At 67.7% G+C, this 4,403-nt stretch carries 3 protein-coding genes and 1 tRNA gene; all 4 read right to left on the reverse strand.

The genetic code is table 11. The features are described from left to right. Positions 1–240 precede the first annotated feature (240 nt). A tRNA-Lys gene (locus HUK82_RS14665) sits at positions 241–316 on the reverse strand. Between the two features lie 85 nt (positions 317–401). Beyond that, the gene (locus HUK82_RS14670; RefSeq protein WP_176614660.1) at positions 402–878 is read right to left on the reverse strand and encodes a peptidylprolyl isomerase; all 477 of its coding nucleotides are present in this window, start codon (positions 876–878) and stop codon (positions 402–404) included. Positions 879–902: 24 nt separating this feature from the next. Then, on the reverse strand, positions 903–1,412 hold the full coding sequence (gene coaD, locus HUK82_RS14675; RefSeq protein WP_176614661.1) for a pantetheine-phosphate adenylyltransferase: 510 nt from the start codon (positions 1,410–1,412) through the stop codon (positions 903–905). After that, complete coding sequence (gyrA, locus tag HUK82_RS14680; RefSeq protein WP_373318217.1) at positions 1,405–4,236, reverse strand: DNA gyrase subunit A; 2,832 nt, start codon at positions 4,234–4,236, stop codon at positions 1,405–1,407. The genes coaD and gyrA overlap by 8 nt, the downstream gene beginning before the upstream one ends. Positions 4,237–4,403 lie beyond the last annotated feature (167 nt).

Here is a 4,403-nt window from a genome sequence, read left to right on the forward strand (position 1 = left end):
GGCGGAGGACGGCGTGGACCCGGCCCGGGCGCGCACGCTGTGGCGGCGTGCGGCGGACGCCGCGCAGGCGCAGGGGGACAAGGACCGCGCGCGCGACTGGTTCGGGCGAGCGGGATTGCCGATGCCGGACGCGGCGCAGACACCCTGAGGGCGCCGACGGGGGGCTGTCCGGACCAATACTGCGAGAGGAGAAAGGTCCCCGTCACCCTCGTGTGTCGAGGGGAAAACCGCTGGCGCGCGTGGTGAGCCGGGTGGGACTCGAACCCACGACCATTCGATTAAAAGTCGAATGCTCTACCGGCTGAGCTACCGGCTCTCACAGTTGCGGGTCGCGGGGACCGCGCTCCGGGTATCGCCCCATGACGCGGAAGTCAAGGCATGCGAGACCCGGAGGCCGGAGATCAGGCGCTGGCGGGGCGCAGGCTGACGATCCGGTCCGGATCCTTCACGGTGCCGCCGGAGCCGCTGCCGCGCTTGACCTGGTCGATCAGTTCCATCCCTTCGATCACGTCGCCGGCGATGGTGTACTGGCCATCAAGGTGCGGCGCGGGCTCGAACATGATGAAGAACTGGCTGTTCGCGCTGTCGGGGTTCATGGTGCGGGCCATGCCGACCGTGCCGCGATTGAACTTGGCGGCGCGGGTGAATTCGGCCTTGAGGTCCGGCAGCTTGGAGCCCCCGGTGCCGGTGCCGGTCGGGTCGCCGCCCTGGGCCATGAAGCCCTCGATCACGCGATGGAACGGCGTGTTGTCGTAAAAGCCCTCGGCCGCGAGCGTGCGCAGGCGCTCGGTGGCCAGCGGCGCGATGTCCGGGCGCAGGCGGATCACCACCCGGCCGGATTTCAGCTCCATGATCAGAAGGTCCTGGGTCTCGCTCATCGTCGTTATCCTTGATGAAAAAAATCAGGCGCCAGCCAGCCGGGCCAGCACCATGCGGCGCGCATGGTCGGGCACGAAGGGGGTGATGTCACCCCCCAGTCGCGCGATTTCCCGTACCCTGCTGGCGGCGACGCAGCGCCGCTTCTCTGTCGCCATCAGAAAAATCGTGTCCAGATCGGGGGCCATCTCACGGTTAAGCCCCGTCATCTGTGCCTCGTAGTCGAAATCGGTCACCGCGCGCAGACCCCGCACGATAACCTGCGCGCCCTGTGCGCGGGCGGCGCTGACCAGCAGCGTATCGAACGCGATGACCTCGATCCGCCGTCCCCGCGCCAGCAGCGGCACGACGGCGGCCTCAATGCATTCGATCCGGGTGGTCAGGTCCAGCAACGGCGTCTTGGTCGCGCCTGTCGCGACGCCCACCACCAGCCGGTCGAGCATGGCCGAGGCGCGTTCGATGATGTCCATGTGACCCAGGGTCACCGGATCGAACGTGCCGGGATAGAACCCGGCGCGCTCCACCGCCTCAGCCATCCGACGGCTCGGGCGCATCGTCGTGCGTCGCACCGTCGTCCAGGGTATCGGAGGCGGGGGCGTCCGGCCCCTCGGCATCCTCGCCGTCCTCTTCCAGAACCGGGAAGACACTGGTCACCGTCTCGCCGGACGACACGCGGAACAGCGTGACACCTCCGGCCTGACGCGCCATCACGCGCACCTGGTCGACCGGCACCCGGATCAGGCGCCCCGCGTCGGTGACCATCATCACATCCGTGCCGTTTAGCACCGGCAGTGTCGCCACCACGGCCGATCCGCGTTTCGGATTGGCGAAGGTCATGTTGGCGATGCCCTGGCCGCCACGACCGCTGACGCGATAGTCATAGGCCGAGGACCGGCGTCCGAAACCAAGATCGCTGACGGTCAGCAGGATCTCCTCGGCCGCCTCAAGCTCGGTGAAGCGTTCGGGTGTGATGGGGGCGTCGCCGGCGGGTTCCTCGTCATCGGCGAGGATTTCGGCCTCGACCTCTTCACCCTCCTCCCCGGCGGCGGTTTCCGCGCGGCGACGGGCGTTGGCCATGCGCAGATAGGCCGCGCGTTCGTCCACCGTCGCCTCGACATGGTTCAGCACGCACAGGCTGTTGACCTCGTCGCCTTCGGCCAGACGGATGCCGCGTACGCCCGACGAGTCGCGGCCCGCGAAAACGCGCAGCGTGTCGTCGGTGATCTGGAAGCGGATGCAGCGCGCCTTGCGCGTCGCCAGGAACACGTCCTGCCCTTCGCGGCAGGTGGCGACGCCGATCAGGCGGTCGCTGTCGTCCAGCTTCATGGCGATCAGGCCGGAGGAGCGGATGTTGCGGAAATCGCTCAGGCGGTTGCGGCGCACGTTGCCGCTGGCCGTGGCGAAGACAAGGTGCAGGTTCTCCCACAGCGTCTCGTCCTGCGGCAGGGGCAGGACGGCGGTAATGCTGTCGCTGCCCAGATCGGGCAGCAGGTTGACCAGCGCGCGCCCCTTGGCCGTCGGGCTGGCCTCGGGCAGGCGCCAGACCTTCTCGCGGTAGGCCTTGCCGCCGGAGGAGAAGAACAGCACCCACTGATGCGTGTGCGCGTTGAACGAACGCACGATCACGTCGTCGCCACGCATGCCCGCCGCCGTGCGACCCCGGCCGCCGCGATTCTGGGCGCGGAATACCTCGAGCGGCGTGCGCTTGATGAAGCCGTCACGCGTGATGGTCACGACCATCAGCCCGGGTTCGATCAGGCTTTCGTCGGTCTGGTCGCCCGCCACGTCCGAAATCTCGGTCATGCGGGGCGATGCGATTTCGGCGCGCACCTGCAGCAGTTCGTCGCGCATGACTTCCATACGGCGCGGACGGCTGGCGATGATCTCCAGCAGTTCGTTGATGCGGATCGCGACTTCGTCGAGTTCCTGCTGGATCTTCTCGCGCTCCAGCCCGGTCAGGCGCTGCAGGCGCAGGTCGAGGATGCCGCGTGCCTGTGCCTCGGTCAGGTGAACCTTGCCGTCCGCGATCACGTTGCCTTCGTCATGGATCAGATCCAGCAGCGGCGCGACATCGGCCGCGTCCCATGCGCGCTCCATCAGCGCGGCGCGGGCCGAGGCGGCGTCCGGGGCCGCGCGGATCAGGGCGATCACCGCGTCGATGTTGGCGACCGCGATCACCAGACCGACCAGCAGATGGCCGCGATCGCGCGCCTTGTTCAGGTCGAAGCGCGCCCGGCGCAGGATCACGTCCTCGCGGAAGGTGACGAACGCCTCGATGACGTCCTTCAGCCCCATCAGGCGCGGCTGGCCGTTGTCCAGCGCCAGCATGTTCACACCGAACGAGGACTGAAGCTGCGTGAAGCGATACAGCTGGTTGAGGACGACCTCCGGGGTCGCGTCGCGCTTGATCTCGATGACGATGCGCATGCCCGACCGGTCGCTCTCGTCGCGAATGTCGGAAATGCCCTCGATCTGCTTGGCGCGGACCAGTTCGGCGATCTTTTCCTGCAGCGTGGCCTTGTTCACCTGATACGGGATCTCGGTGATGATGATCGCCTTGCGGTCGCGGCGGACCTCCTCGATCTCCGCGCGGGCGCGGATGATGACCGAACCGCGGCCGGTCGCGAAGGCGCTGCGGATGCCCGACCGCCCCAGAATGATGCCACCGGTCGGGAAATCCGGGCCGGGGACGATCTTCATCAGGTCGTCGAGCGTGAGCGTCGGGTCGGCGATCAGCGCCAGCGTCGCGTCGATGATCTCGCCCGGATTATGGGTCGGGATGTTCGTCGCCATGCCGACCGCGATGCCCGACGCGCCGTTGACCAGCAGGTTCGGGAACGCCGCCGGCAGGACGCGCGGCTCGTTCTCGGATTCGTCGTAGTTGGGCTGGAAATCGACCGTATCGCGGTCGATATCGTCCAGCAGATAGGACGATGCCCGCGCCAGACGGGCCTCGGTATACCGCATGGCCGCCGGGGAATCGCCATCGACGGAGCCGAAATTGCCCTGACCGTCGATCAGCTTCACGCGCATCGACCACGACTGCGCCATGCGCACCATGGCGTCATAGATCGAGGCATCGCCGTGCGGATGGTATTTACCCATCACGTCACCGACCGCGCGGGCCGACTTGCGATAGGGTTTGTCGTGGGTGAACCCGCTCTCGCGCATCGCATACAGGATGCGGCGATGCACGGGCTTGAGCCCGTCGCGCACGTCCGGCAGGGCGCGGCTGACGATCACCGACATCGCATAGGCGAGGTAGGAGGTCTGCATCTCCTGCTCGATGGTGACCGGCGTCATGTCGGACGGCGGCCCCGGGGGCGACGGCTGCTCGGGAAGGTCGGAAGTATCGGTCAAGACGGGTCCGTTTCGTCAGGAGGCCGCCGGCCGGAGTGGCCAGAGGGAAGGCAACAGGAAGGGGCCAGACAGACGCCTGGCCGGACGGCGATGCGGCGTGAAACCCGCCGGTCTGCGCGCACGGCGCCGATGCCGCCCCGCAACGCCGGCATCATACCGGAAGCGCG

The sequence above is a fragment of the Ameyamaea chiangmaiensis genome (genome assembly GCF_013376175.1).
GTDB classification, from domain to species: Bacteria; Pseudomonadota; Alphaproteobacteria; order Acetobacterales; family Acetobacteraceae; genus Ameyamaea; species Ameyamaea chiangmaiensis.

Excerpts from the sequence above, each read along its gene's own strand:
- HUK82_RS14670 (WP_176614660.1), bottom strand. The coding sequence starts at position 878 with ATGAGCGAGACCCAGGACCTTCTGATCATGGAGCTGAAATCCGGCCGG.
- coaD (WP_176614661.1), bottom strand. The coding sequence starts at position 1,412 with ATGGCTGAGGCGGTGGAGCGCGCCGGGTTCTATCCCGGCACGTTCGAT.